At 45.6% G+C, this 26271-nt stretch carries 27 protein-coding genes, 3 tRNA genes and 1 pseudogene; 15 read left to right on the top strand and 16 right to left on the bottom strand.

Going from position 1 to position 26271, the window contains the following annotated elements; all coding sequences use genetic code 11:
• Positions 1–18 precede the first annotated feature (18 nt).
• Positions 19–807 carry a CLCA_X family protein gene (locus Q4Q50_RS09490; RefSeq protein WP_311899146.1) on the top strand — a complete coding sequence of 263 codons (789 nt, stop codon included), beginning with the start codon at positions 19–21 and terminating at the stop codon, positions 805–807.
• A gap of 80 nt (positions 808–887) precedes the next feature.
• On the opposite strand, the pseudogene Q4Q50_RS09485 reads toward Q4Q50_RS09490, so the two are convergent.
• From Q4Q50_RS09485 to Q4Q50_RS09470, 4 genes and pseudogenes are all read right to left on the bottom strand, one after another.
• Positions 888–1836, bottom strand: a pseudogene (locus tag Q4Q50_RS09485) (hypothetical protein).
• A gap of 220 nt (positions 1837–2056) precedes the next feature.
• A tRNA-Val gene (locus Q4Q50_RS09480) sits at positions 2057–2133 on the bottom strand.
• Between the two features lie 38 nt (positions 2134–2171).
• Positions 2172–2248 (bottom strand) — tRNA-Val (locus Q4Q50_RS09475).
• Positions 2249–2502: 254 nt separating this feature from the next.
• The gene (locus Q4Q50_RS09470) at positions 2503–3882 is read right to left on the bottom strand and encodes an MATE family efflux transporter (RefSeq protein WP_311899144.1); all 1380 of its coding nucleotides are present in this window, start codon (positions 3880–3882) and stop codon (positions 2503–2505) included.
• A gap of 33 nt (positions 3883–3915) precedes the next feature.
• Between Q4Q50_RS09470 and Q4Q50_RS09465 the strand changes: the two genes are divergently transcribed.
• Entirely contained in the window at positions 3916–4539 is a 624-nt protein-coding gene (locus tag Q4Q50_RS09465; protein ID WP_311899143.1) for a riboflavin synthase subunit alpha, read from the top strand.
• 34 nt (positions 4540–4573) lie between these two features.
• On the opposite strand, the gene Q4Q50_RS09460 is transcribed toward Q4Q50_RS09465, so the two are convergent.
• Together Q4Q50_RS09460 and Q4Q50_RS09455 are read right to left on the bottom strand one after the other, a co-directional pair.
• Positions 4574–4774, bottom strand: a complete 201-nt coding sequence (locus Q4Q50_RS09460) for a CPXCG motif-containing cysteine-rich protein (protein WP_311899142.1) — start codon at positions 4772–4774, stop codon at positions 4574–4576.
• Between the two features lie 314 nt (positions 4775–5088).
• Positions 5089–5322 carry a hypothetical protein gene (locus Q4Q50_RS09455; RefSeq protein WP_311899141.1) on the bottom strand — a complete coding sequence of 78 codons (234 nt, stop codon included), beginning with the start codon at positions 5320–5322 and terminating at the stop codon, positions 5089–5091.
• 291 nt (positions 5323–5613) lie between these two features.
• Between Q4Q50_RS09455 and thrS the strand changes: the two genes are divergently transcribed.
• From thrS to rplT, 4 genes are all read left to right on the top strand, one after another.
• A complete protein-coding gene (thrS, locus tag Q4Q50_RS09450) occupies positions 5614–7542 on the top strand; it encodes a threonine--tRNA ligase (protein ID WP_011846833.1) in 1929 nt (642 codons plus the stop codon).
• 3 nt (positions 7543–7545) lie between these two features.
• Positions 7546–8088, top strand: a complete 543-nt coding sequence (gene infC, locus Q4Q50_RS09445) for a translation initiation factor IF-3 (protein WP_012089240.1) — start codon at positions 7546–7548, stop codon at positions 8086–8088.
• Between the two features lie 84 nt (positions 8089–8172).
• Positions 8173–8367: a 50S ribosomal protein L35 gene (rpmI, locus tag Q4Q50_RS09440; RefSeq protein WP_106650517.1), complete on the top strand. Its 195-nt coding sequence runs from the start codon at positions 8173–8175 to the stop codon at positions 8365–8367.
• 16 nt (positions 8368–8383) lie between these two features.
• A complete protein-coding gene (rplT, locus tag Q4Q50_RS09435) occupies positions 8384–8740 on the top strand; it encodes a 50S ribosomal protein L20 (protein WP_006081652.1) in 357 nt (118 codons plus the stop codon).
• Between the two features lie 117 nt (positions 8741–8857).
• Here the strand turns inward: rplT and trxB are convergent, their stop codons facing one another.
• On the bottom strand, positions 8858–9811 hold the full coding sequence (gene trxB / locus Q4Q50_RS09430; protein WP_106650516.1) for a thioredoxin-disulfide reductase: 954 nt from the start codon (positions 9809–9811) through the stop codon (positions 8858–8860).
• Positions 9812–10153: 342 nt separating this feature from the next.
• Positions 10154–11269 carry an alanine dehydrogenase gene (gene ald, locus Q4Q50_RS09425; protein WP_006087493.1) on the bottom strand — a complete coding sequence of 372 codons (1116 nt, stop codon included), beginning with the start codon at positions 11267–11269 and terminating at the stop codon, positions 10154–10156.
• 179 nt (positions 11270–11448) lie between these two features.
• Here ald and lrp point away from each other — a divergent pair, with 179 nt between their 5' ends.
• The 7 genes from lrp (at position 11449) to Q4Q50_RS09390 (ending at position 18890) form a co-directional block, all read left to right on the top strand.
• Positions 11449–11955, top strand: coding sequence for a leucine-responsive transcriptional regulator Lrp (lrp, locus tag Q4Q50_RS09420; RefSeq protein ID WP_006081649.1), 507 nt, complete (start codon positions 11449–11451; stop codon positions 11953–11955).
• A gap of 344 nt (positions 11956–12299) precedes the next feature.
• Positions 12300–15053: a DNA translocase FtsK gene (locus Q4Q50_RS09415; protein ID WP_311899140.1), complete on the top strand. Its 2754-nt coding sequence runs from the start codon at positions 12300–12302 to the stop codon at positions 15051–15053.
• A 56-nt stretch (positions 15054–15109) separates the two neighbouring features.
• On the top strand, positions 15110–15736 hold the full coding sequence (gene lolA, locus Q4Q50_RS09410; RefSeq protein WP_011846837.1) for an outer membrane lipoprotein periplasmic chaperone LolA: 627 nt from the start codon (positions 15110–15112) through the stop codon (positions 15734–15736).
• 8 nt (positions 15737–15744) lie between these two features.
• Positions 15745–17076 carry a replication-associated recombination protein A gene (locus Q4Q50_RS09405; RefSeq protein WP_107947538.1) on the top strand — a complete coding sequence of 444 codons (1332 nt, stop codon included), beginning with the start codon at positions 15745–15747 and terminating at the stop codon, positions 17074–17076.
• Positions 17069–17443, top strand: coding sequence for a fluoride efflux transporter CrcB (crcB, locus tag Q4Q50_RS09400; RefSeq protein WP_006081645.1), 375 nt, complete (start codon positions 17069–17071; stop codon positions 17441–17443). The genes Q4Q50_RS09405 and crcB overlap by 8 nt, the downstream gene beginning before the upstream one ends.
• A gap of 18 nt (positions 17444–17461) precedes the next feature.
• On the top strand, positions 17462–18748 hold the full coding sequence (gene serS / locus Q4Q50_RS09395; RefSeq protein WP_311899139.1) for a serine--tRNA ligase: 1287 nt from the start codon (positions 17462–17464) through the stop codon (positions 18746–18748).
• 19 nt (positions 18749–18767) lie between these two features.
• Positions 18768–18890 (top strand): hypothetical protein, encoded by a 123-nt coding sequence (locus Q4Q50_RS09390; RefSeq protein WP_006081643.1) that lies wholly within the window; start codon positions 18768–18770, stop codon positions 18888–18890.
• Between the two features lie 144 nt (positions 18891–19034).
• Here Q4Q50_RS09390 and Q4Q50_RS09385 read toward each other — a convergent pair whose 3' ends face one another.
• The 6 genes from Q4Q50_RS09385 to punR all read right to left on the bottom strand — a co-directional run bounded on the left by Q4Q50_RS09385 (position 19035) and on the right by punR (position 22438).
• The gene (locus Q4Q50_RS09385) at positions 19035–19373 is read right to left on the bottom strand and encodes a TusE/DsrC/DsvC family sulfur relay protein (protein ID WP_311899138.1); all 339 of its coding nucleotides are present in this window, start codon (positions 19371–19373) and stop codon (positions 19035–19037) included.
• Positions 19367–19648 (bottom strand): sulfurtransferase complex subunit TusB, encoded by a 282-nt coding sequence (tusB, locus tag Q4Q50_RS09380; protein WP_106650510.1) that lies wholly within the window; start codon positions 19646–19648, stop codon positions 19367–19369. Before tusB ends, Q4Q50_RS09385 begins: the two co-directional genes overlap by 7 nt.
• Complete coding sequence (tusC, locus tag Q4Q50_RS09375; RefSeq protein ID WP_311899137.1) at positions 19648–20004, bottom strand: sulfurtransferase complex subunit TusC; 357 nt, start codon at positions 20002–20004, stop codon at positions 19648–19650. Before tusC ends, tusB begins: the two co-directional genes overlap by 1 nt.
• 14 nt (positions 20005–20018) lie before the next feature.
• On the bottom strand, positions 20019–20408 hold the full coding sequence (gene tusD / locus Q4Q50_RS09370; RefSeq protein WP_311899136.1) for a sulfurtransferase complex subunit TusD: 390 nt from the start codon (positions 20406–20408) through the stop codon (positions 20019–20021).
• 69 nt (positions 20409–20477) lie between these two features.
• On the bottom strand, positions 20478–21137 hold the full coding sequence (locus Q4Q50_RS09365) for a Bax inhibitor-1/YccA family protein (protein ID WP_220592966.1): 660 nt from the start codon (positions 21135–21137) through the stop codon (positions 20478–20480).
• Between the two features lie 398 nt (positions 21138–21535).
• Positions 21536–22438, bottom strand: coding sequence for a DNA-binding transcriptional activator PunR (punR, locus tag Q4Q50_RS09360; RefSeq protein WP_011846842.1), 903 nt, complete (start codon positions 22436–22438; stop codon positions 21536–21538).
• A 115-nt stretch (positions 22439–22553) separates the two neighbouring features.
• Between punR and punC the strand changes: the two genes are divergently transcribed.
• Positions 22554–23825 carry a purine nucleoside transporter PunC gene (gene punC, locus Q4Q50_RS09355; RefSeq protein ID WP_063882977.1) on the top strand — a complete coding sequence of 424 codons (1272 nt, stop codon included), beginning with the start codon at positions 22554–22556 and terminating at the stop codon, positions 23823–23825.
• Between the two features lie 80 nt (positions 23826–23905).
• Positions 23906–23996, top strand: a tRNA-Ser gene (locus Q4Q50_RS09350).
• A 197-nt stretch (positions 23997–24193) separates the two neighbouring features.
• Here the strand turns inward: Q4Q50_RS09350 and Q4Q50_RS09345 are convergent.
• Both Q4Q50_RS09345 and Q4Q50_RS09340 read right to left on the bottom strand, forming a co-directional pair.
• A complete protein-coding gene (locus Q4Q50_RS09345; protein ID WP_311899135.1) occupies positions 24194–24757 on the bottom strand; it encodes a hypothetical protein in 564 nt (187 codons plus the stop codon).
• Complete coding sequence (locus tag Q4Q50_RS09340; RefSeq protein WP_311899134.1) at positions 24754–25686, bottom strand: MATE family efflux transporter; 933 nt, start codon at positions 25684–25686, stop codon at positions 24754–24756. Before Q4Q50_RS09340 ends, Q4Q50_RS09345 begins: the two co-directional genes overlap by 4 nt.
• Positions 25687–26271: the final 585 nt, after the last annotated feature.

Genomic DNA, 26271 nt, shown 5'->3' with positions numbered 1-26271 from the left:
TAGTACTCAAGGGAAACTGTGTTAATCAATCAGCAATATACCCGCCATGGACCCGATTATCGATTTGGTGAGCAGGTGACATTTCTTGATGTTAAACAAACCTTTGGTTTTAGTCATGTGCGCGTTGGCCGCTGGGTTACGCGGGATGAATCGCGCCTTGCTGCGGATCTGGTGTTTGATTCGCTCGCCGATCTGGCCTTTATCTTAAAGTTGCCACCTTTGACGTTAGGGCTGCGCGAAACCGTGAGTCTGGCTTTTGGTCATGGCGGTCAAAAAGGCGTTCAGGCCCATTATGCGCCCGCGACTCGGGAATTGGCCTTGGCAAAAAATGCCGGTGCTGGCGCTTTAGCCCATGAGTTTTGGCATGCGTTTGACCACTATATTGCCGCCAAGTCCTTCAAATCTTTGTCTAAGCGGTTTCAATGCGCGAGCGATCTTTGGTTATCGGATCTGCACATCATAGAACATCCACTGAATGCACGATTATCGGAGATCTTCAAGGTGACGTTTTTGAGTGATAATGGCGATGAGCCCCATGATTATGTGCGCCGAGCGATTGCCTTAGACAAAAAACATGGCATGCAGTACTTCGCACGGCCAACTGAAATGATGGCGCGGGCATTTGAAGCCTGTATTGAATCCTATGATGCGATTTCGAATCCGTATTTAGTCTCTGGGACACGCTTTTCAGCAATGGCAAAGGAGGGCGCTTATCCCGATGAAGCCCACAGAAAAGTGATTTTTAACGCTTTGATCAATTACTTCGAGCCACTAGGAATGGCATTGAGTAAACGTCCGTTTGGCTGATTATAATCTTTAGAAAGTACGTCAAAATACGGTAAATGGCAGTGTGATGCGAGTACAAGCTTAGTTGGCAAGTCTAACTGTTAATGATTAGTGGAGGTGTGAGTCAGTCCTTGTCTAAGCCGAATGTGTTTGCCAGCAATAGGCCAAACTGTGGCGGATAGCATCGAGATATTGGGACGCTTGAGTATCCATTAAATACCAGTAGCTGGGTTTTGATTCTGGCATGTGATTAAAAAATAATGCTTCGGCATTGATGACTTGTTTTAAATCCGCATATTTCAGCCAAACGTCGATAGGCGTATGAGCCAGCGTAATCAACCAATCGAGTTGTATGTGTTTTGCGGAATGTGGCATATCTGCTGATGGGGTTGATTCTTGTAAACGCGCAAGTAAATCAAAAGGATTGCCCGTTTTCATCATCATTGAAGTTTGGGAACCACGCGCTTTATTGACTGCCGCTAAGTTTGCTAAACAAACTGCTGGCAAGGTGAACTCCGGCCAGTCAAGTGTGGGCGCGAGCGTCTGCGCAATCCGCCGTTCGCCTAACCAGTTATGCACCATACAAGGTAAGTGGTCTTCAGGCGGTAAATCATTGGGCCTTGCTAAACTCGGAAACAGCGACATCCGCTGCACTTGCACATGCTGAGATAACTGCTGCATCAGCATTATTGTGGTTAGGCCAGATGAAGGCCAACAGCCAAGTTTGGGCGTTAATTCAATCGCAACCTGTGTCAACGCTTGGGTAAGCAAATCACTTTGCGGGTGACCTTGTACCACAAAGGCATATTTTGACTCAGCAAAACCGCCGTTAGCGATATTCACTATCAGATTATTTTGAGTACTTTTCTCATGCCATTGCGTGCCGTTAAAGATAAATGTCGTACCTGCAGTCGCTGGCTGCCAATTGCCAGAAGCATTCCCAATAATGGTCACTTGCTTGAGGGCAAGTTGATGCGCCAACGTGTGAAGATCGACCCGCGAATATGGCATCTGTAAATGCTGGTGCATATGGGTATGAGACTTAGGCATAGGCTGAACATCTGTTTCACGGGTTTTAAATGGACTTCATTGTAATAGATATCTCCCTGAGCCCAAAGGCTTAATCCGCCAACACAAATCGGCATTAACAACATTTTTAAATTTAAAAAGAAATTTTAAAGATGAAGAGAGACAACTTGCTCAAGAACGGAGAATCATTAGTTTTTAGTAATTATATAGGAATTAGGACAAATGGAGATAAAGCAAGAAATGGTACACCCGAGTGGACTCGAACCACCGACCCCTACCATGTCAAGGTAGTGCTCTAACCAACTGAGCTACGGGTGCACTGTTTGAATTTCACTTTTTAGACTCTGTGAAGAGAGTGGTACACCCGAGTGGACTCGAACCACCGACCCCTACCATGTCAAGGTAGTGCTCTAACCAACTGAGCTACGGGTGCATCGTAAATATTAACTTGCTATTCAAAAGCGTTGCGCCTTGGAACGAGCGCTATATTAGGGGCATAGCGCAGGGCTGGCAAGCAAAAAAATCAAATTTGTCGTCAAATGGTGAATTGCTGTGCAACTTGTCCAGTGTTTCAACAAAGTTGTTGATATAACGGCAAGTTAGACTTACTGAGCACGTCAAACCACTAAGACATAAACAAAACGGCGAGCTTAATGCTCGCCGTTGCTTTAAATCTTGCCTATCCGATTAGTGATGCAAACTGTCGCCTTCAATCAGGCTTAAATGCACACCATGTTTTTGGATGTAACGCAGTCGAATGAAAAATAGCAGCGCCGCCGAGGTGAGACCTGCAATCAATCCGGTCCAAAAACCGTGTGCGCCCATGGCAGGAGCGATATGATCCGTATAAGCCAAGGTATAACCGAGTGACATCCCTATGCCCCAATAGGAAAACAGCGTGATATAAAAGGCACTGCGAGTATCTTTATAACCACGTAGGGCTCCGGCGGCAACCACTTGGACTGAATCTGATAATTGATACAGTGCCGCCATCAACATCAAGCTGCCGGCTAAAGCGACAACTTCAGGATCACCATTATAAAGCTCTGCAATCTGGAATCTAAATATGACGGTCAAGACTGCAGTTGATAATGCAAGGGACAGCGCCAGCCATAAACCCACTTTGGTAACCACTGCGGAAATATCGGCGCGATCACGGCCTAAGTAGTAACCAATTCGAATCGATACCGCGATACCAATAGATAAAGGCAGCATAAATACGATGGCAGAAAAGTTCAGTGCTATCTGGTGACTTGCCACCACAGTTGCGCCTAATGGGGCGAGTAACAGCGCGATAATGGCAAATAAACTCACTTCAAAAAACAGCGCCATTGCTATCGGCATGCCGAGTTTGGTCATTTTTTTCATCGTTTCAAAGTCAGGACGATGAAATTTACTGAAAGGAGCCAAGGCCGCGAATTTCTTATGCAGTTGCATATAAATCGTCATAGCAATCAGCATGGCCCAAAAAACCAAGGCGGTGGCAATACCGCAGCCAGCGCCACCCATCGGAGGTACGCCAAAGTGTCCGTAAATAAAGATGTAGTTGGCGGGGATGTTCACTGCTAAGCCGACAAAGCCAATGACCATAGTAGGTAACGTGTATGAAATCCCTTCACTACAGCCGCGCAGCACTTGATAAAGCACAAATGCGGGTGCGCCCCATAAAATACCGTCGAGATATCCAATGGTTAAGCGGTATAATTCTGGTTCTAAATCCATATGGCCAAGCACAAAGGGCGCTGATGCGAGGAAAATCATCACGCCAATGCCACCAATGATGGCAAGATAGGCACCTTGAAAGGCCAAAGGTTGGATGGCTTTTTGATTATTCGCCCCATTATAGTGGGCAAATAAAGGCGTAAAAGCCATCAGTAAACCTTGGACGAATAGAATAGCGGGCAACCAAAGGCTAGTGCCTACCGCAACAGCGGCCATATCAACCGCGCTAACACGGCCCGCCATAACGGTATCAATAAAGCCCATCATGGTCTGAGTGACCTGAGCTATTAGCACCGGCAGCGCCAATTGGATTAAACGTTTGGCTTGATAGCCTGAATTATTCATAAATACAGCCTTTAACGATTAAGCGAGCAGAAAATGTTTACAGGTATAGTTCAAGCCACCTGCGAGGTGGTTGCAGTACATAAGAAAGATGGCCTAAATACCCTTGAGGTAGCGTTCGAACCTGATTTGCATGAGGGACTTGCGATTGGTGCAAGTGTGGCAAATAACGGGGTATGTCTTACTGTGACTCAGGTTGTTGATGATAGGGTATTTTTCGACGTAGTGGAAGAGACCTTGCGACTGACGAATCTGGCTAATTTGTCTATAGGTCAAAGCGTTAATGTTGAGCGTTCGTTAACTTTTGGTAGTGAGATTGGTGGTCACATTCTCTCTGGCCATATTCATACCAAGGCTAAAGTCGTCGATATTAGCCATACAGAACAGCATTATGATCTGACACTGGGCATTGAGCCTAAATGGATGGATTACATTTTTTATAAAGGTTTTGTTGGCGTTAATGGCTGTAGTTTAACGGTTGGCGAGGTGAGTGACTCCGGTTTTAAGTTGCACTTAATTCCCGAAACCCTAAAGCTGACCAATTTAAGTCAGTGTAAAGTGGGTGATGAACTCAACATTGAGATCGATAGCCAAACACAAGTTATCGTCGACACAGTCGAGCGCGTGCTGGCCAGGCGTTTTAACGAACAAGCACGTTAGTTTCATGACATCGCAGCCTTTAGTGCAATCTCGTTTAATAAATTTGCTCGTCGTCTGAGTCGATATACAGCTCAACGGTACGTCTCAATTCGTCGATATGTAAGCGTAAGTGAATGGGATTACAACAAATTCGGCAATCATCGTAATAATCTTGATCTCCGCAGCTGGCATCAATACTGATATGTTGGTGGTGCCCGCAGTGGGGACAAGCAATCACTTTGTTCATGACTCTCATAATGCAACTCCTTATACCTAATAGAAGAAAGCCACAATAGAATAGAGCGAATCATTCAGTTCAATCAGCACAGCTAACACTTAGTCGCGTATCGCGCCTATTGTTTAGCGCCTTGATTTTGTTCAATCTTAAGAATTCATTATGTGCATCATCATTCGAGTGGTGTCTATTCGAGCGCCATCTATTTAAGGGCTTCCTATTTGAGTATACAACAGAGTGCTGTGCGCATACTTAGATGAAGTAGGCCTCAAAACGCAGCATGATAGACCTTATGGTTAAATGCTTTGCTTAGTGGATAAATAACCCTTTTAGATTTAGTCCTTAACCGTGACTAACCCTTCCATTTCGCTACTGTGTAACACGCCATCGCGGGCATTTTGGGTAATATCCAGCGTTAAACGCTGCATCTGTAGCTCAAGCTCACTTTTAATATCAACGAGTAATACTTGAGTATCGATCTGAGGTTCGTTTGTACTTATATGCTGCGGCTCAGGTAAAGCGGTGGCTGTGTTCGTGAGTGCTACAGCCAGTAGAATGCAGTTCAACATATCAACTCCCTTGTCATGTTTTCAGTGATGGCTAATAAACTGGCGCCAGAATAGGGGAGTTAGATGACCGCTAAGTTACCAAGACACTGCAAAATCATGAATTTGCTTTTTGCTTTCAATCCCAATTCTGGCCAATATGCTTGCGCCTTTTAGCTACAATCCCTTAGAATAAACGCCCTGCTACGCAAGGCGGCTAAGACTCCTGTACTGTCTTAACCTAGCGAGCATTTCTCTTACATTAACTAAAACCAAGTGGCCCTACGTGTGGGTCACCACTGGAAAGGACATTTCATGCCTGTAATTACACTTCCCGATGGTAGCAAACGCGAGTTTGCTCATGCTGTATCGACTCTCGATGTTGCCGCCGATATTGGCCCAGGTTTAGCGAAAGCTTGTATCGCTGGCCGTGTTAATGGCGAATTAAAAGATGCTTGCGATCTCATTGAAACCGATGCAGAGCTATCAATCATTACCGCCAAAGACGAAGAAGGTGTTGAAATTCTTCGCCATTCTTGCGCACATTTATTAGGTCACGCGATTAAGCAAATGTGGCCAGAAACCAAGATGGCGATTGGTCCAGTTATCGATAACGGCTTCTACTATGATATCGACCTTGAGCACAAGTTGACTCAAGATGACATCGACGCCTTAGAAAAGCGCATGCTTCAACTGGCAAAAACTAACTATGACGTTGTAAAACGTGTGGTTAGCTGGCAAGAAGCGCGCGATACATTCGCTGCGCGCGGCGAAGATTATAAGATTGCCATTCTGGATGAGAACATCAGCAAAGACGCGACGCCTGCGCTGTATCATCACGAAGAATACACAGACATGTGTCGTGGACCGCACGTGCCTAACATGCGTTTCTGCCAACATTTCAAATTAATGAGCATTGCTGGCGCTTACTGGCGTGGCAACTCAGAAAACAAGATGTTGCAACGTATCTATGGTACTGCTTGGGCTGACAAAAAAGCCTTGAGCACACACTTAACCCGTCTTGAAGAAGCGGCTAAGCGTGACCACCGTAAAATCGGTAAGCAGCTCGACTTGTATCACATGCAAGAAGAAGCACCGGGTATGGTGTTCTGGCATAACGACGGTTGGAGCATCTTCCTCGAATTAGAAAGATTCATTCGCCGTAAGTTAAACCAATACACTTACCAAGAAGTGAAAGGCCCATTAATGATGGACCGCGTGTTGTGGGAACGTTCTGGTCACTGGGATAAATACTCAGAAGCCATGTTCACGACCAGCAGTGAAAACCGCGAATATGCTATCAAGCCAATGAACTGCCCAGGCCACGTGCAGATCTTCAACCAAGGGTTGAAATCTTACCGCGACCTGCCATTACGTATGGCTGAGTTTGGTTGCTGTCACCGTAATGAACCTTCTGGTTCGTTACACGGATTAATGCGCGTACGTGGCTTTACCCAAGATGACGCCCATATTTTCTGTACTGACAGCCAAGTTCAAGAAGAAGTGAGTGCCTGTATCCAGATGGTTTACGATACATACGCCACCTTCGGCTTTGAAAATATCGTGGTAAAACTGTCAACTCGCCCAGAAAAACGTATCGGTGACGATGCGATGTGGGACAGAGCGGAAGAAGCGCTTAAGCAAGCTCTGCGTGACAATAATATTGAATTCACCATTTTGCCAGGTGAAGGCGCCTTCTACGGACCAAAAATCGAATTTACTTTACACGATTGTTTGGACCGTGCGTGGCAATGTGGTACTGTGCAGCTCGATTATGCGTTGCCAAGCCGTCTTGGTGCAACTTACGTTGCCGAAGATAATAGCCGTCAGACCCCAGTGATGATCCATCGTGCCATTTTAGGCTCTTTGGAACGATTCTTGGGTATCTTGATAGAAGAATATGCAGGACGTTTCCCAACTTGGTTAGCCCCAATGCAAGTTGTCGTGATGAATATCACCGATAAACAGGCTGATTATGTTGAAGAAGTCGTAAAATTCTTCAAAGAACAAGGTATTCGAGCGTCTTTTGACTTGAGGAATGAGAAAATAGGCTTTAAAATACGCGAGCACACCTTAAGGCGTGTCCCTTATTTGTTGGTCGTTGGCGATCAAGAAATGGAAAATAAGGAAGTAGCGGTGCGTACCCGTGATGGTATCGATTTAGGTAAGATGCGACTTGAAGATTTCGCCACTAAAATCCATCAACAGATTTCGCTCCGTAGTCTCAAATTGTTGGAGGAATAGGTCATAAAGATCAAAAAAACAGCAGGGCGTCAGCCGGCCCCTAATAGAATCAATGAAGAAATCACAGGCGTACCTGAAGTACGTTTAACAGGCATTGATGGTGAAGCTATTGGTGTGGTAAGCATCAGAGATGCTCAGAATTTGGCAGATGAAGCAGGTGTAGACCTGGTAGAAATCAGCCCAAATGCTGAACCTCCAGTATGTCGCATTATGGACTACGGTAAGTTCCTTTTTGATAAGGCTAAGTCAGCCAAGGAACAAAAGAAGAAGCAAAAGCAGGTTCAGGTCAAGGAAATTAAATTCCGTCCTGGAACTGACGAAAACGACTATCAGGTAAAACTACGCAACCTGATACGTTTTCTGGAAGACGGGGACAAAGCGAAGATTACGCTTCGTTTCCGAGGTCGCGAAATGGCACACCAAAACCTAGGTATGGATCTATTGAACCGTATCAAGGCTGATTTGGACGAGTATGCGGTTGTTGAATCTTTCCCGAAAATGGAAGGCCGACAAGCAATTATGGTGCTAGCGCCTAAAAAGAAATAAGTAGGGCAAAACTTAAAGTAGCGAAGGTCTATGGCCTTTGCTCGCCTTGCTTTTTATTAAACATCCCAATGCGGAGTTTTAGAAATGCCTAAAATGAAAACAGACAAGGGTGTAGCGAAGCGTTTTAAGAAAACCGCTAATGGTTTCAAGCGCAAGCAAGCACACTTACGTCACATTTTGACGAAAAAAAGCACTAAACGTAAACGTCATTTACGTGCTAAATGTTTAGTTGCAAAAGCTGACGTTCCAGCAATCGCGCGTCAATTACCTTACGCTTAATTTAGGAGATTAGAAAATGCCAAGAGTTAAGCGTGGTGTAACCGCTCGTGCTCGTCACAAGAAAGTTTTAAAACTAGCTAAAGGTTATTATGGCGCTCGTAGCCGTACTTACCGTGTTGCTGTTCAAGCAGTAACTAAAGCTGGTCAATATGCTTACCGTGACCGTCGTCAGAAAAAACGTCAATTCCGTCAACTTTGGATTGCACGTATTAATGCTGCTGCTCGTCAAAATGGTCTGTCTTACAGCCGTTTCATCAACGGTCTGAAAAAGGCGTCTATCGAAATCGATCGTAAGATTTTGGCTGACATCGCTGTATTCGATAAAGTTGTATTTGCAACTTTAGTTGAAAAAGCAAAAGAAGCGTTAAACTAAGAAATTAGTTTGTTGCTGTAGAGAAGGGACCATTTGGTCCCTTTTTTTATGTGTCATTTTTAGCTAAAAAAATAGCAGGCCAAGCCTGCTATTGGTTGAAAAAAGTTTAGAGTTTAATTACTTTTTAGCGTCTAAATAACGCTCTGCATCGAGTGCGGCCATACAGCCTGTGCCCGCAGAAGTAATCGCTTGACGATAATGTTGGTCCATCACATCACCACAAGCATAAACACCTTCGATACTGGTTTGTGTGGCGTTACCTTGCAAGCCGCTTTGTACTTTTAAATAACCGTGATTCATTTCTAACTGGCCTTCAAAAATTCCAGTATTAGGGCTATGGCCAATAGCGACGAACACACCTGCAACGGCTAAGTCAGTAATTGAGCCATCTTTAGTGCTCTTCATCTTAAGACCTGTCACACCCATAGCATCACCAACGACTTCATCCATAGTTTGGTCTAAATGAAGGATGATGTTGCCATTAGCGACTTTGTCCATCAGACGGTCGATTAAGATTTTTTCTGAGCGGAAAGTGTCACGACGGTGGATCAGATGCACTTCAGCGGCGATATTACTTAAGTACAATGCTTCTTCAACAGCTGTGTTACCGCCACCGATCACAGCGACTTTTTGATTACGATAGAAGAAACCATCACAGGTCGCACAGGCTGATACGCCGCGGCCCTTGAACGCTTCTTCTGACTCTAATCCTAAATAACGGGCTGAAGCGCCAGTTGCGATGATCAGCGCATCACAGGTGTACTCACCGTTATCGCCTTTCAAACGGAAAGGGCGCTCGGTTAAGGTCACTTCGTTGATGTGATCGAACAAGATTTCAGTATCGAACTTTTCTGCATGCTTTTGCATACGTTCCATTAACGCTGGACCGGTTAAGTCATCCGCGTCACCTGGCCAGTTTTCAACTTCAGTCGTAGTGGTCAATTGACCACCTTGCTGCATACCTGTGATCATCACAGGTTTTAAATTCGCACGCGCAGCATAAACAGCTGCGGTATATCCTGCTGGGCCTGAACCCAAAATCAATAAGTTACAATGTCTGATCTGGCTCATGTTTATCTCCGTGCCTTTAGCAAATTGCAAGGATTGTAGGGAATTTACCTGTGGGGGTAAAGTGTTGAAGGGTGATTCTTTTAGATTGCGCTAATCGAGTCAGTGCGCTTTGGTATTCAGAGTGTCAGTTTTACTTTACTGTGGCGAAATAAACACCTTGAGAGGGCATCACTAGCGAAAGCACGGGACAAGTTTGCATACGGGAGAGATTATCGATTCTCATGCTTGAGCTTTGGTTCTGGCCAATAAAAAATCGGCCTCAACAGAGTCGAGGCCGATTTGGATCATTAGCTAGGTAAAACAAACGCAATGTTCCACCGAAAGCTTAAGCTAATTCAACGCTTATGCCAGTAATGAAACTGGAGAGGTGAACGCTAAGTTCAGGGCGTGAGCCACTTCCTTACAGACTACTTTACCGTGCATCACGTTTAAGCCATTGAGTAAGTGCTTGTCTTGCAACAGCGCTTCTTTATAGCCTAAGTTAGCTAACTTAAGAATATACGGTAGCGTTGCATTGTTAAGGGCGAAAGTGGAAGTGCGAGCAACCGCACCTGGCATGTTCGCCACACAGTAATGCACAACATCGTCAACGATATAAGTCGGATCTTGGTGAGTGGTTGCGTGTGAAGTTTCAACACAGCCGCCCTGATCGATTGCTACGTCAACGATGGCACTGCCCGGCTTCATACGTGAAATCATGCTACGGGTAACCAATTTAGGTGCCGCAGCACCTGGGATCAGTACGCCACCGATCACAAGATCGGCTTCAATAACATGACGTTCAATCGCATCAGCAGTAGAGTAAATGGCTTTTACGGCAGAGCCGAATTGCACATTTAAGCGACGCAGTGCATCAATGCTACGGTCAAGTACAACCACATCTGCACCCATACCAACCGCCATTTGTGCAGCGTTAGTACCGACCATACCGCCGCCAATGATAACGACTTTAGCAGGTTCAACCCCTGGTACGCCGCCCAGTAACATACCGCGACCACCAGAAGATTTCTCTAATGCCATAGCGCCAGCTTGGATAGACATACGGCCAGCGACTTCTGACATTGGGGCAAGTAGGGGCAGGCCACCACGGTCATCAGTCACAGTTTCGTAAGCGATACATACGGCACCACTTTTAATTAAATCTTCAGTTTGCGGTAAATCTGGCGCAAGATGCAGATAAGTAAATAAAATCTGATCGTGACGCAACATAGCGCGTTCAACTGCTTGAGGCTCTTTTACTTTTACAATCATCTGCGCTTTAGCGAAAACTTCAGCAGCAGTCGCTAAAATTGTGGCGCCAGCATCAATATAATCTTGATCTGAAAAACCAATACCTGTGCCAGCATTTGTTTCTACAAAAACTTCGTGACCTTTGATCGCTAACTCGCGAACACTAGAAGGAACCATACCGACACGATATTCGTGGTTTTTAATTTCCTTGGGAACACCAATAATCATCTTTGAGCCTCAATTGCCTGAAAACCCACTTTTAATGGGCATAATTGTTATTTTATCGTGACCTGAACGTGATTAATTCAGGGATATCTAGTATAGTATCGGCGACGCAGTTTATGCTGCTGAACTTTCGGCATACGTAGAATAAAATGTTGTTTTAGTGATAAAGCAAGGTTAAATAAATGGCATATAATAAAAAGAGTCCTGTAAAAGACTTGGATCGCATCGATCGCAACATTCTTAATGAATTACAACTTGATGGCCGCATTTCTAATGTGGAATTATCAAAAAGAGTCGGACTTAGTCCAACTCCGTGTTTAGAAAGAGTGAAACGACTCGAAAAGCAAGGTTATATCAATGGCTATACTGCATTGGTCAATCCTCATTTCCTGGGTGCATCCCTACTGGTATTCGTGGAAATCACCTTAAGCCGTGATACTCCCGAAGTGTTTGATAAGTTTAACCGTGCAGTGCAGTTACTCGACGACATTCAAGAGTGTCATCTGGTTTCAGGCGATTTTGACTACTTACTGAAAACTCGTGTTTCAGATATGTCGGCTTATCGTCGCTTGTTAGGTGAAACCTTGTTGAAATTACCTTCTGTTTCCGACACGCGGACTTATGTCGTGATGGAAGAAGTTAAACACACCAGTCGCGTAGCGATAAATCATCTACTCTCAGATATCTAAATTACCCTGATTGTTTGGTTTTACAATAAGGGGCTTAGGCCCCTTATTTATTGGTCAAGTCAGCACAACTATCCCGTTTAACACCTACGACGATTAACCTTGTTATAGCCCTTAAGTTCGCCAACTTAGGGGCTTATTTTTGTGGCATTTTTAAGCAGAGTTGTTAACGGAAGTGTTTGTGTAATAACTCATTCCTCTCCAAAAGCACACTTAAACACCCCAATAGGTTAATTTTTGCCAATCATGGCCAATTCTGCACAGAAAAACAGGCTAATGTGCTCCACATTTAGTGGGATTCTGGTATCGTTAGGCCACCTGTTTTCACTTTTTATGGATTACGTCGTTTGTCTCAAGGAAATAGTGTACGCACGCTCACTGGCCTGCAACGTCTGCTGGAAGGCGGACTCATCATTTGTTGTGTCCTCGCCACTTATATTTTGCTCGCATTGACGAGTTTTAGTCCGTCTGATCCTGGTTGGAGTCAGTCGCATTTTCAAGGCGATATTAAAAACTGGACCGGAGCAGTAGGGGCTTGGATAGCCGATATTCTGTTATATTTCTTCGGCGTCACGGCTTACATCATGCCAATCATTGTTGCGTCGACCGGCTGGCTGCTGTTCAAACGCGCCCATCATTTGCTCGAAGTTGATTACTTTTCAGTGGCCCTGAGATTGATTGGATTTTTACTGATCATCCTTGGGTTTTCTGCGCTGGCGAGTATGAACGCCAACAATATCTACGAGTTTTCGGCAGGCGGGGTGGCGGGCGATGTGATCGGCCAAGCCATGCTGCCGTATTTTAATAAACTCGGCACCACCTTATTGCTGCTGTGCTTCTTAGGTTCTGGCTTTACCCTGTTGACGGGGATCAGCTGGCTGACCGTGGTCGAGAAAATCGGCTTAATCTCTATTTGGATTTATAAGAAACTTAAATTATTACCGCAAGCGATGAAACGTGAGCGTGAAACCGAAGATACCCGTGGTTTTATGTCTGTGGTCGACAAGTTTAAACAGCGCCGCGAATCACAATACGTGCTTGAAAAGCCGCCAGTCGTTGCCACGCCAAAGGTGCGTGAACGTCATATTGGCCGCAGAGCCGAAATAACTCCAACCCTGTCTACTGCCGCAGATGAAGGGTTTATTACCGAAAGCATCAATACTGAAGAAGCTGCGCCGCAAAAAAACAAGCTATCGGCACTCGCAAAAATTTTGAGTTTGAATGGCAGTAAAAGCAAAAATACACAAAGGGTTGAACCTCAAATCGATCATGATGATTTGGCCGCCCATGGCAATTTTGAAGCGCCGCCTTGGTTAACCGAAGCCCAAGATGCAAGACATGATGAACAAGAAAGCGCCGATTTCAATTCGCAGGCATTCGATCACGACGACAATGAGCCAGTTTTTAACAGCCAAAACTTTGCGGAAGATGATGATGAAAGCTTAGGCTTTACCGATGATGACGTCATTGATTTTGATACAAAAGCCTCAACGGGCGCTGTGAATCAAGCCCAGCGTAAGCAGCAAGATCAAAAAGCGAAAATTGTGGATGGCATAGTGGTGCTACCCGGGCAAGATGATAAACCCGCACCGAAAAAGCCCATGGACCCCTTACCAAGTATCAATTTGCTTGATGTGCCAGATCGTAAGAAAAACCCGATTAGCCCTGAAGAGTTAGATCAAGTCGCTCGTCTAGTTGAAGTGAAGTTGGCCGATTTCAACATTATCGCCAATGTGGTGGGTGTGTACCCAGGGCCTGTGATCACCCGCTTCGAATTGGAATTAGCGCCTGGCGTTAAAGCGTCAAAAATCTCTAATCTGTCAAAGGATTTAGCCCGTTCACTGCTAGCTGAAAGTGTGCGCGTGGTTGAAGTTATTCCGGGTAAGGCTTATGTCGGACTCGAATTGCCGAATAAATTCCGTGAAACCGTGTTTATGCGCGATGTGTTAGATTGCGCCGCCTTTACCGACAGTAAATCCAATTTAACTATGGTGTTAGGCCAAGATATCGCCGGCGATCCAGTCGTGGTCGACCTGGGAAAAATGCCGCATTTGTTAGTTGCGGGTACCACAGGTTCGGGTAAGTCAGTGGGCGTAAACGTGATGATCACCAGCTTACTGTATAAGTCGGGCCCAGAAGATGTGCGCTTTATCATGATCGATCCCAAAATGTTGGAATTGTCTGTCTATGAAGGTATTCCGCATTTGCTCTGTGAAGTCGTCACCGACATGAAAGAAGCCGCCAATGCACTGCGCTGGTGTGTGGGCGAGATGGAACGTCGCTACAAGCTAATGTCTATGATGGGTGTGCGTAATATTAAGGGCTATAACGCCAAAATTGCCGAGGCGAAAGCCAATGGCGAAGTGATTTTAGATCCTATGTGGAAGTCATCCGACAGTATGGAGCCTGAAGCGCCTGCGTTAGATAAGCTGCCATCGATTGTTGTCGTGGTCGATGAATTTGCCGACATGATGATGATTGTCGGTAAAAAAGTGGAAGAGTTGATTGCCCGTATCGCGCAAAAGGCCCGTGCAGCAGGCATACATTTGATTCTGGCAACCCAAAGACCGTCAGTGGATGTGATTACTGGCTTGATTAAAGCCAACATTCCGACACGTATGGCATTCCAAGTGTCATCGCGTATCGATTCGCGCACCATTTTAGATCAACAGGGTGCTGAAACCTTGCTCGGTATGGGGGATATGTTATTCCTGCCACCGGGTACTGCAGTTCCAAACCGTGTCCATGGTGCCTTTGTTGATGACCATGAAGTTCACCGCGTCGTTGCCGATTGGTGCGCCCGTGGTAAACCGCAATATATCGATGAAATTCTCAATGGTGCCAGCGATGGCGAGCAAGTCTTACTTCCGGGTGAAACTGCAGAAACCGATGAAGAATATGATCCACTCTACGATGAAGCCGTCGCCTTTGTGACCGAAACCCGTCGCGGCTCGATTTCAAGCGTACAGCGTAAATTTAAGATTGGTTATAACCGTGCAGCGCGCATTATCGAACAGATGGAAGCCCAAGGTATCGTTTCGGCTCAAGGCCACAACGGTAACCGTGAGGTCTTAGCGCCGCCGGCACCAAAACATTATTAAGCCGCGCTGAGGCGTGGCTTTGATACACCCAAGGGTTTTACAGGGTAAGGAATAAAATGAAAAAACGATTATGCGCTGTGTTGTTAGCTTCACCTTTGCTATTTAGCGCGGCCGTGTTTGCCGATGATGCGCAGCAGCTCAGAGACAAACTGATTGGTACTGCATCACTAAAAGCCGATTTCAAACAAACCGTCACTGACGTCAATAAAAAGGTCATTCAGACGGGTTCTGGTATTTTTGCCTTGGCGTATCCAAATCAGTTTTATTGGCATTTAACTCAGCCCGATGAATCGCAAATTGTCGCCGATGGTAAAGATTTATGGATCTACAATCCCTTCGCCGAAGAAGTGGTCATCATGGATTTTGCTGAAGCCATTAATGCTTCGCCTATAGCCTTGTTAGTCCACCGCGACGATGCCACTTGGTCACAGTATTCAGTCACTAAGCAACAAGACTGCTATGAGATCAAACCTAAGGCGATTGATTCGGGCATATTGTCTGTCAAGGTGTGTTTCAAAAATGCCCAGTTAGCCAATTTTAATGTTGCCGATGACAAAGGTAATTTGAGCCAATTTGATTTGAGCAATCAGCAAGCGATTACCGATAAAGACAAAGCGCTGTTCAGCTTTGTGCTGCCTGACAATGTCGATGTTGATGATCAACGTCGTAAAACAGCGCACTAGGCGTTAGCGTGAGCAGTTTATCCTTTAATTTCGCCCCCGACTTTCGTCCCTTGGCCGCACGTATGCGGCCAAGAACGATCGCCGAGTACATAGGTCAAGCCCATTTACTGGGTGAAGGCCAGCCGCTACGCAAAGCATTGGAAGCGGGACGCGCCCATTCCATGATGTTGTGGGGGCCGCCGGGCACAGGTAAAACGACCTTAGCCGAATTAATCGCACATTATTCAAATGCGCACGTTGAACGCATCTCTGCGGTCACCTCTGGCGTCAAAGATATTCGCGCGGCGATTGAGCAAGCGAAAGCCGTGGCTGAATCCCGTGGTCAACGCACGTTATTGTTTGTCGATGAAGTCCACCGATTCAATAAGAGCCAGCAGGATGCCTTTCTGCCATTTATTGAAGATGGCACTGTGATTTTTATCGGTGCGACCACTGAAAACCCGTCATTTGAAATCAACAATGCCTTGCTCTCGCGGGCACGGGTTTATCTTATCAAGCGCTTAAGCCATGATGAGATAGCCCACATAGTGACTCAAGCCTTAAGCGATACCGAGCGTGGCTTAGGCCAACGCCAATTTGTGATGCCAACCGATGTGCTCACCACATTGGCACAACTTTGTGATGGTGATGCCCGTAAAGCCTTAAATCTTATTGAGTTGATGAGTGATATGCTCATCGACGGTGGCACCTTTACCACTGATATGTTGATCCAAGTGGCGGGGCACCAAGTTGCCGGATTCGATAAAAATGGCGATCAGTTTTACGATTTAATCTCAGCCGTCCATAAATCAATTCGCGGTTCAGCACCCGATGCGGCGCTGTATTGGTTTTGTCGAATATTAGAAGGCGGCGGCGATCCGCTGTATGTCGCAAGGCGCTTACTGGCGATTGCCTCTGAAGATGTCGGCAATGCCGATCCTGCGGCGATGACCATCGCGCTTAATGCTTGGGATTGTTTTCACCGTGTTGGACCAGCCGAAGGTGAACGAGCAATAGCACAAGCCATTGTTTATCTTGCCAGCGCGCCTAAGAGTAACGCTGTCTATACCGCATTTAAGGCCGCCCGTGAGTTAGCTCGCGATACTGGGCAAGTCGAAGTGCCGCACCATTTACGCAATGCACCGACTCAGTTAATGAAAGACATTGGCATGGGAGCAGGGTATCGATATGCCCATGATGAAGCCAATGCCTATGCCAGTGGTGAAAATTATTTCCCCGAATCCCTGCAAACAGCGCAGTTTTATTTTCCGACTGAGCGAGGGTTCGAGAAGCGAATCAAAGATAAGTTGGCGCAATTAGCCCAGTTAGATCAAGCCAGCGAGCACAAAAGATATGAATAATCTCTTACTTGTGGCGCTAGGTGGTTCAATTGGGGCTGTTTTTCGCTATCTTATTTCAATATTCATGATCCAAGTATTTGGCAGCAGTTTTCCTTTTGGTACACTGTTGGTTAATGTCCTCGGTTCATTTTTAATGGGCGTAATTTACGCACTGGGGCAAATGAGTCATATCAGCCCAGAACTCAAAGCGCTGATCGGTATCGGCCTGTTGGGCGCTTTGACAACGTTTTCGACTTTCTCTAATGAAACCTTATTGCTGCTGCAAGAAGGGGATTGGCTGAAGGCGACTTTGAATGTGGTGTTGAATCTAAGTCTATGTTTATTCATGGTGTACTTAGGTCAGCAACTGGTTTTTTCTCGCATTTAACTATTAAGAATATATCACATGTTAGATCCTAAATTTTTGCGCAACGAATTAGAAGTTACCGCTGAGCGACTGGCCACCCGTGGCTTTATTTTAGACATAGCTCACCTCACTCAATTAGAAGAAAAGCGTAAGTCACTGCAAGTGGCTACCGAAGAATTACAAGCGTCGCGTAATGCCATCTCCAAATCCATTGGCCAAGCTAAAGCCCGTGGTGAAGATGTTGAAGCGATCATGGCGCAAGTGGGCGATTTAGGTTCACAGCTGGATGCCAGAAAGATTGAACTGGCGGCCGTGCTTGAAGAAGTCAATGCCATTGCCATGTCGATGCCCAACCTGCCAGACGAATCCGCGCCAATCGGTGCCGATGAAACGGAGAACGTTGAAGTTCGTCGCTGGGGCACGCCACGCACGTTTGATTTCCCAATTAAAGATCATATCGATTTAGGCGAAGGCCTAAACGGTTTAGATTTTAAAAATGCAGTGAAAATCACTGGCTCACGTTTTATCGTAATGAAAGGTCAAGTTGCCCGCTTAAACCGCGCCATTGGTCAGTTCATGCTGGACTTGCACACCACAGAGCACGGTTATACCGAAGCCTATGTGCCGTTACTGGTTAACGAAGCAAGTTTGCTGGGCACAGGTCAACTGCCTAAGTTTGGTGAAGACTTGTTCCACACTAAACCTGCCACCGAAGAAGGCCAAGGCTTAAGCTTGATCCCAACGGCCGAAGTGCCATTAACCAACTTAGTGCGCGATAGCATTGTTGATGAAGACGAGCTGCCGATTAAGTTAACGGCGCATACCGCGTGTTTCCGCAGCGAAGCGGGCTCATACGGCAAAGACACTCGCGGTCTGATCCGTCAGCATCAGTTCGATAAAGTTGAAATGGTGCAAATCGTTAAGCCGGAAGATTCAATGGCGGCGCTCGAAGCGCTAACAGGTCATGCTGAAACGGTATTGCAACGTTTAGGTCTGCCATACCGTACTGTGATTTTATGTACTGGTGATATGGGCTTTGGCTCAAGCAAAACCTACGACATCGAAGTCTGGTTACCGGCACAAAACACTTATCGTGAAATTTCTTCTTGCTCAAACATGAAGGATTTCCAAGCCCGTCGTATGCAAGCGCGCTACCGCGTGAAAGCTGATAATAAGCCCGCGTTACTGCATACTTTAAACGGTTCAGGTTTAGCTGTGGGTCGTACCTTAGTGGCTATTTTAGAAAACTATCAAAATGCCGATGGCAGTATCACAATCCCTGAAGTGCTGCGTCCCTACATGGGCGGCTTGACTCAAATAGGCTAATGGAACGCAAGATAATACTATGGATAAAGGCCAGCGCTATCTCCGTTGGCTTTCCTATACCGCTGTCATTGCAGTATTTTTTGCGGTGATGTTGGCGACCATAGGCAAAGCCGTCTGGGTTGTGTTAGAAAACGTCAAATAACCCTATTAACTTTGTTCAAGTAAAAAGAAAGGCATGTTTCCCAAGGGAACATGCCTTTTTGTTTGTGCCACATTGATGTTCAATGCTCACATTTGACGCTTACGTTCGATATCGAGTTAAGTGTGATGACTTAACCCAATACCATTAAATGCATTTAGCTGGCTTTGGCAGGCCTGCAATTTTTGTCGCTTGTTTTGCTGGGCCAATAGGGAACAAGGTATATAAGTATTTTGAATTGCCTTTGTCTGGACCTAAAGCTTGGCCAATAGCTTTGACTAATACGCGAATAGCAGGGCTCGTTTTGTATTCAAGATAAAAATCGCGAACAAAGTTAATCACTTCCCAATGGGCGGGCGTAAGCACGATTTGCTCTTCTGCCGCCAATAGTAAAGCCATATCTGGTTGCCAATAGTTGAGATCTTTTAAATAACCTTGATGGTCACGGGCGATTTCTGCGCCATTAAATTGCAATGGATTTACCACGTTATCACCTTGTCATGGAGTAATGATTGAGCCACAAATTCATTGTAATCGATAAGCGTCACGTTCTTTAAACGCTCAGATAGGCCGCGAGCGATGACATCGTCTTTTAAGACCATGAGCTTGAAGGGCGATAATGCCATTGCCCATTGACGCAGCAGTAACGCGTTCACGCCATCGCTCGATAGTAGAATCGCATCTTCCTTACAGGCGTAACGTAAGCAGAGTTTCAACGCACTATCTCGGCTGGGAGATGTTTGAATATGATGTAAAATCATCAGAATACTAAGACCTCATCAACCTGTTTTAAATGGGCAGCGATGGCTTCATCGTTGACCACAGTAACAGGAACTGACAGTAAACCATGGCTTAAGCCGTAGTCGGCTAAGGATTGCTTACAGATAAATACCGACTCGATATCATACAGCGGCAGTGCTTTAAAGGTGGAGATGTAATCTTTAGCGCCAATTAGCTCAGGTTGTTGATCTTTAATCAAATGCAGCACACCTTCATCGACAAACACTAAACTCACTTCTTGCTCAAAGCTGGCACTCAGCAGGGCGAGATCTAAACCTTCGCGGCCACGAACAGTACCGTGTGGCGAACAGCGAAATAGGATACACAATTTTTTCATAGTCACCCTGAAAGTTAAAAACTGATCAAACGATCGGCCGATTCAATGCCTGTGACAAGCTCGCCTAAACCGCCCATGATAAATGACTCACCCACATTCCAGTGGCTCAGGCCATTCTCGCTGGCATCTTGCTTACTCACAATCCCACGGCGCAGCGCTGCTGAAACGCAATTAACTAACTGGATCTGATGCGATTGCGCGAGCTGTTTCCAGTCACTGATCACATCGTTTTCATCGGAGGCGGGTAAGCTTAAATCTGTGGAGTTATACACGCCGTCTTGATAAAAAAACACACAGATAATCTGATGCCCAGCCAAAAGTGCCGCTTGGGCAAAGCGTAAGGCGTTAACACTCGCCGACGTGCCATAAGCGGGCCCGTTCACTTGGATAATAAATTTGCTCATTTAAAATAAAAATGGCCCTAAAAGTAGGGCCATTCTAACGCAAGTTAAGCTAAAAATCGCTAACTAGGATTAGTCATCGTTACCTATGCCCATAAGGTGCAATAGCGCGATGAAGAGGTTTAAGAAATCTAAGTATAATGAGATAGTTGCGCGAATGTAGTTCGTCTCGCCGCCGTTCACAATACGGCTAGTATCAAACAGGATAAAACCCGTCATCAATAATGCAATACCAGCGTTAATCGCCATAAAGGCCACGCTGTTACCCATAAAGATATTAATTACGGCAGCGGCAATCACCACAATCAAGCCGGCGAACAAGAATCCTCGTAGGAAAGAGAAATCTTTCTTAGTGGTCACGGCATAGGCTGATAACGCAACGAAAATCACTGACGTTAACCCCAGTGCTTGCATGATCAGCTGCGGGCCGTTTGCCATACCCGCGTAGTGATTCAGCATGTAGCCCAGTGACGCGCCTTCCATACCCGTAAAGGCAAACACCCAGAAGATACCCGCTGCAGATTCAGCTTTACGTAAAGTGACAAATAGCAAGACTAGGCCACCAATGGATAAGCCGATAGACATTAATGGACTGATATTTAATGCCATTGCCAAGCCAGCGCACAGGGCAGAGAAGGCCAATGTCATAGACAACAGCATATAAGTGTTTTTAAGAAGTTTGTTCACTTCCAGTGTTGACGCACTCGTCGAATATAAGGTTTCTTGGGTCATGTTGATCTCCGTTGACACATTTCCGAACTGATCGTTTTGATTTTTTACAGCACACTAAGTTCCCGTAAAATCCTAAAACGAACTTAACTGCATTCATGATACCGTACCTGAGATACGGGTGAAAGTCATAGAACCATGAATAACAAATTGTTAATCTTAAAAATTTTGCCTCGCCACACATATCAATCTTAAGTGCTAAGCGTTTGGCTAAGGTTGGTGCTATCCGTATATTTATCCAATAAGCACATGAATTCGGCGTTAAAACTGAATAGGCTTGATAAATACGCCCACTGAACTTACTGCCAATTCCAAGTTCAATACCGATTTCAAAGACAGTCCAATGCTAATTTCAATGCCAAGTATAAGGACGAGATCAACATATTGAGTTTAAACCAAGCTTAAGCCAGCCACTCTTTATGTAATTTTTCAGTATCGCCCAGATATTCCAGCACCCAAGCGAGCGCAGGTGACATCTTGTCGGCATTCCACGCGAGACAACAAGGGCTGGTCTGCTTAGGATTTTCCAGTTGTTTCTCAACCAGCGCACCCGCTTTAATAAACACACTTGCTAAGTGCACTGGCATATAACCAACGCCTAAACCTTCGCGGAAACAGTTAATGGCGCGGATCCAATCGGGGACAACAAGGCGACGTTGATTTTCGAGCAACCAAGTCATACGTTTTGGAATTTCCCGAGAGGTGTCTTCTAGGCAAATCGAGGGGAAAGGGCGCAGCTCATCGTCGCTTAGCGGACGGTCGATATTGGCCAATGGATGATTTTTGCTGACTAAAAAAGCCCACTCAATATCGCCCATGTCTTTATATTGGTACACGCCGCCGACCGGAATTGCGGTTGTTGCACCAATTGCAATGTCACTGCGGCCCGTGGCGAGCGCTTCCCAAACCCCGTTAAAGACCTCAATGCGAATAATCAATTCAATATCATGGAAATGACGGTAGAAGTCAGCAATCAATACACTGATCCTATCGGCACGGACGATATTATCCAGCGCGATAGACAAGGTCGGTTGCCAACCGTTTGCTACGCGCTGCGTGCCACGCTTCATCTCGTCCATCTGCGTAAGCAAGGTTCTGGCTTGCTTAACAAAATGTTCACCCGCAGGGGTTAAGGTTACGCTGCGATGATGACGTTCGAAAAGAATGACGCCGAGTTCTTCTTCTATTTGCTTGACCGCGTAGCTCACGGCAGAGGGCACTTTATGCAGCCGATTCGCCGCCGCGGTGAAACTTCCTACACGAGCCACAATATCTATGAGTTCTAGCGCTTGTTCTGAGAGCATAGCTGACGTCCGTTCCAATGAAAATAATTGATAGTACAAGTCAAAAATAAACGTTTCCAATAGATTTAACAAGTCATTAGACTGCACGCTTTAGTCAATCCGACCCGATTATTTTATGAAAACGTCTAGTAACACCTTTGTAAACATAAAGTTCTTTATGTTTCTATTCTATTTAGCCATGTTGAGCATGCTCGGCTTTATTGCCACTGACATGTATTTGCCTGCTTTCAAAGCAATTGAAGGCTCGCTTAACAGTACCCCGTCACAGGTGGCGATGTCGCTGACCTGTTTCCTGGCGGGTCTTGCCTTAGGTCAGCTACTTTATGGCCCCTTAGTCAATAAAATCGGCAAGCGTTGGGCACTGATTTTTGGCCTAGTGGTGTTTGCCATTGCCAGCGTGTTTATTGCCAACAGTGATTCTATCCTGATGCTCAATACCGCGCGCTTCTTCCAAGCGATTGGCGCCTGTAGTGCAGGGGTTATTTGGCAAGCGATTGTGGTTGAACAATATGATGCTGATAAAGCCCAAGGTATTTTCAGTAACATTATGCCACTGGTCGCATTATCGCCTGCATTAGCACCGATCCTTGGCGCTTACATTCTGAACGAATTAGGCTGGCGTGCAATCTTTATCTCTTTGTGTGTTATCGCTTTTCTACTGATATTGATGACCTTGTACTTTGTACCAGGCAAGCGTCAGCATACACACAGTGAACATGCTGCGGTATCTTATGGGCAAATTTTGAAAAACACCCGCTATTTAGGCAACGTCGTGATCTTCGGCGCCTGTTCCGGTGCTTTCTTTGCTTATCTAACCGTATGGCCGATTGTGATGGAAATGCACGGCTATCTGCCAACTGAAATCGGCCTTAGCTTTATCCCACAAACCATCATGTTTATTGTCGGTGGTTATGCGAGTAAGTTACTGATAAAACGCATTGGCGGGCATCAAACACTGAATATCTTGTTGTCGATTTTCGCAGCCTGCGTTATTTCGATCATCATGTTCACGCTGATTTTCCCAGCAAGCACGATTTTCCCACTGCTTATTTCGTTCTCTATTTTGGCCGCAGCTAATGGCGCCATTTACCCGATAGTCGTGAACAGCGCGTTACAGCAGTTTAGTCAGAATGCCGCTAAGGCCGCAGGATTACAGAATTTCTTGCAGATCAGCATTGCCTTTGGTGCATCTAGCTTAGTTGCTATGTGGGCAAGCCTAGGTGAAGTAGCGATCGGTTGGGGCATCCTATGTTGCGCTATCTTAGTTGTGGTCGGCTATGTGCTGAAGAGCCAACAAGGGTGGGGCGATTTTGCCAAACATTTCACTAAGCCAGATCCCGCACGTGTTGGCATAGTGGCCGATGTGAAGCAAAATCCAGCGGATTGAGTGTAATAGCAACAATCGGCGCATAATTGAGAGTTAGTGCTTTACAGTCAACACACTTACTTATATTATTCGCCTCGTTCGGAGGGGTGGCAGAGTGGTTTAATGCACCGGTCTTGAAAACCGGCGTGGGTTTATAGCCCACCTAGGGTTCAAATCCCTACTCCTCCGCCATATTTAGTCAAAAAGCCGCTAAGCAATTAGCGGCTTTTTGCATTTTAGCTATTCTAGCCTTGAGTTTCTGATTCGAAACGCAGTGCCTCCAGCATATGTCACCAACAAGGCCATCAGCACTGATGGCCTTGTTGGTTTTTGTCATTTAACTCTAGGTTTCCTCATTCAAGATGATGCACTGACAATCTCAGCGATCATTACACTTTGGGTAATTTGTGTTGGATCATGGCCAGCGCAAAGGCGTGCCAGTCTGCATTAGCATAGCTACTCACCAGATCCCGCAGGATTGTCGGTTCGCTGGCGTTATCCACCTGTTGCGAAGTTATCGACAAATTCAGCGCATTGCAGTAATCCTGCCGCTCCACCACAAAAAACTGCTTCTTGTAGGGGAGTAACAATGTGCTCTCAGCTTGCGTATTAAAATCACGCGCGGCTAAATAGCCAGTAAACCAATGATTAAGTAGCGTCTCGCATTGCTTAGTGTGGAATAAGTTTCCCCAATCATCCCCGAGTATGGCTTGACCCGACAGGACTCGCTGGCAATGATAAAAATCGATAAAGCCTAGCTCACGAGCAATCACTTGTTGGCAATGCTTTAACTGGAGATCTGAGTGTAAGATACCCAACTTCGCTATTAAGGTTGTGACTCTTTGCTTGGCTGACGGCTCACCCTGCTGACAAGCTTTGAACAGCTTCTTAGCGCGAATTTTAGTTTCATTTAATGCGATGGCGCTTGAGTCTTTCATTTTGGTTAACTTCAATTTGCATTACCTCCACGACTGACTCGATTTGCTTGCGGCACGTGAATGAAAGGCCAAATACTGATGATCAATAAACTCAAGAGACAAGCTAAGATGTCCGCGATTGGAAAGGCCATCCATAACTCAATCAAAGCGTTTGGCATGATCTTAATGTTTAATGCACCTGTGATAAATGAAATATCTGCGAAGGATAGTTGAGGTAACAGAACCAGCAGGGGCAGTAATAAACCATAGATTTTTATCCCAGATAATAGCAATGCAAGCTTAGGGCGGTTTGTGCCTTGATACATAGCAATCGCAATACCTGTGAACCCCGCCAAAGGTAAGGCGATAAACGTCACACTCGAAATCTTAACACAGGCGGCAATGAGTGAGTGATTATCGGTGAAAACACCAAATACCGAGGTAGGAAACCCCATAAATATGATTGTCACCACACTCAGATAACAGCAGGTCAAGACGATTCCCCATTTAGCACACGCTAACACCCGAGAAGATGCCATCGCCCCATAGTTATAGGCACTGATCGTTTGTGCTGCACTGGTGAGAGCCATGAGCGGCAGGGCGATAAAAATATTAAAGCGGCCGATCAAACCATAAGCGCTGATCATGTACGCGACCTCATTCGCCGCTGGCGTATTGGGCACTACATTGGCTAATTGACTGACTAAAATATGATTTACCAATGAGATCACGCAGGCAATCCCAAGATATGACAATAGTATTGGGCTACCCAAGCCAAGAATCGCTTTTATCTCAGTGAGGTTGAGCTTTATCTGCTCTATTCTAAAACAAATAGGCTGGGCAGCTTGCCTATGAAGCGCCTGCTTATTGGCAAAGCGGTTATTGGGGACAAAATAAACGACGGCGATAAATAGGCTCACACATTGGCCCGCCACCGTTGCCCACGCCGCACCACTTACGCCCATCTCCAAAACGGCAATGAAAATGGTTTCTTGAAATAATTTCTTAAAATGCTTCTTTAGAATGTTTGTTTAGCTGAGCGCTTGCGCTTAACTTTTAGGAGTAATGCGAATGATAAACTCATCATTACCCTGAAGTTTAATTTCCGTTTTAGCGGATAAAACCACCCAATCCAACCAGTATTGCCATAGGTCGGCCCAACATGGACTGGCTCATCACCAGCGCAAAACATTCCTTTGCTGAATAATTATCAAAAGAGTCTCGGCAGGTGATGTATTTATCAGTTAGTCGGCATAAATGGATTGAGTTACCCAGTGGCAAAAATAGCCTATTAAAGGGTCTTGTTTATTTTTTAGAGTATATAAATGAATAAAAACAAGAAGCCTGAAACACGAAGCCGTCACGTCGGAAAGCAAACATTTCATTGTTTCAGAGATAGACGCGCTAATGCCGATAACGACACATTATCGGCATCCTTATCCCTTCCATACAAAACTGCGCACAATGTATAGAGGGTTAAACACCTCTAAACATTGGGCTTTTATATTGCAGGCCGCACAGCGTAAGGGCTGGACGGCATTTTGAGGGCG

The sequence above is a fragment of the Shewanella scandinavica genome (genome assembly GCF_031932065.1).
Lineage (GTDB): Bacteria > Pseudomonadota > Gammaproteobacteria > Enterobacterales > Shewanellaceae > Shewanella > Shewanella baltica.
This window is presented reverse-complemented; position numbering and strand designations above follow the sequence as displayed.